Source organism: Sedimentibacter sp. B4 (assembly GCF_000309315.1).
Lineage (GTDB): Bacteria > Bacillota > Clostridia > Tissierellales > Sedimentibacteraceae > Sedimentibacter > Sedimentibacter saalensis.
The window spans coordinates 1-236 of the sequence record NZ_CANG01000752.1; the positions used below are offsets into that span (position 1 = coordinate 1).

Here is a 236-nt window from a genome sequence, read left to right on the forward strand (position 1 = left end):
AAGGGTCGGTCGACGCCGCTCAGGGCTGCCGGGTCAGGTCGGACGACAGGTGGAGCGCGAGGCCCTGTCCGACGGCCTCCATGGACACCTCGTAGTGCAGGTGATCACCGTCAAGGCGCAGTCGCCGGACGATCCGGTCGACCTGCTTCGCGGTCGGGGTGTTCTGCACCGAGGAGTCGGTTTCGATGACGAGGACGCCGTCCGCGTCGGTGTGGCAGGTTCCCGATCCTCGTTCA

1 protein-coding gene is annotated in these 236 nt (G+C 67.4%); it reads right to left on the reverse strand.

From position 1 onward, the window contains the following. Window positions 1-19 precede the first annotated feature (19 nt). Window positions 20-236 (reverse strand): heme-binding beta-barrel domain-containing protein (locus BN358_RS25655; protein WP_157593509.1); only part of this gene is annotated, 217 nt, incomplete at its 5' end.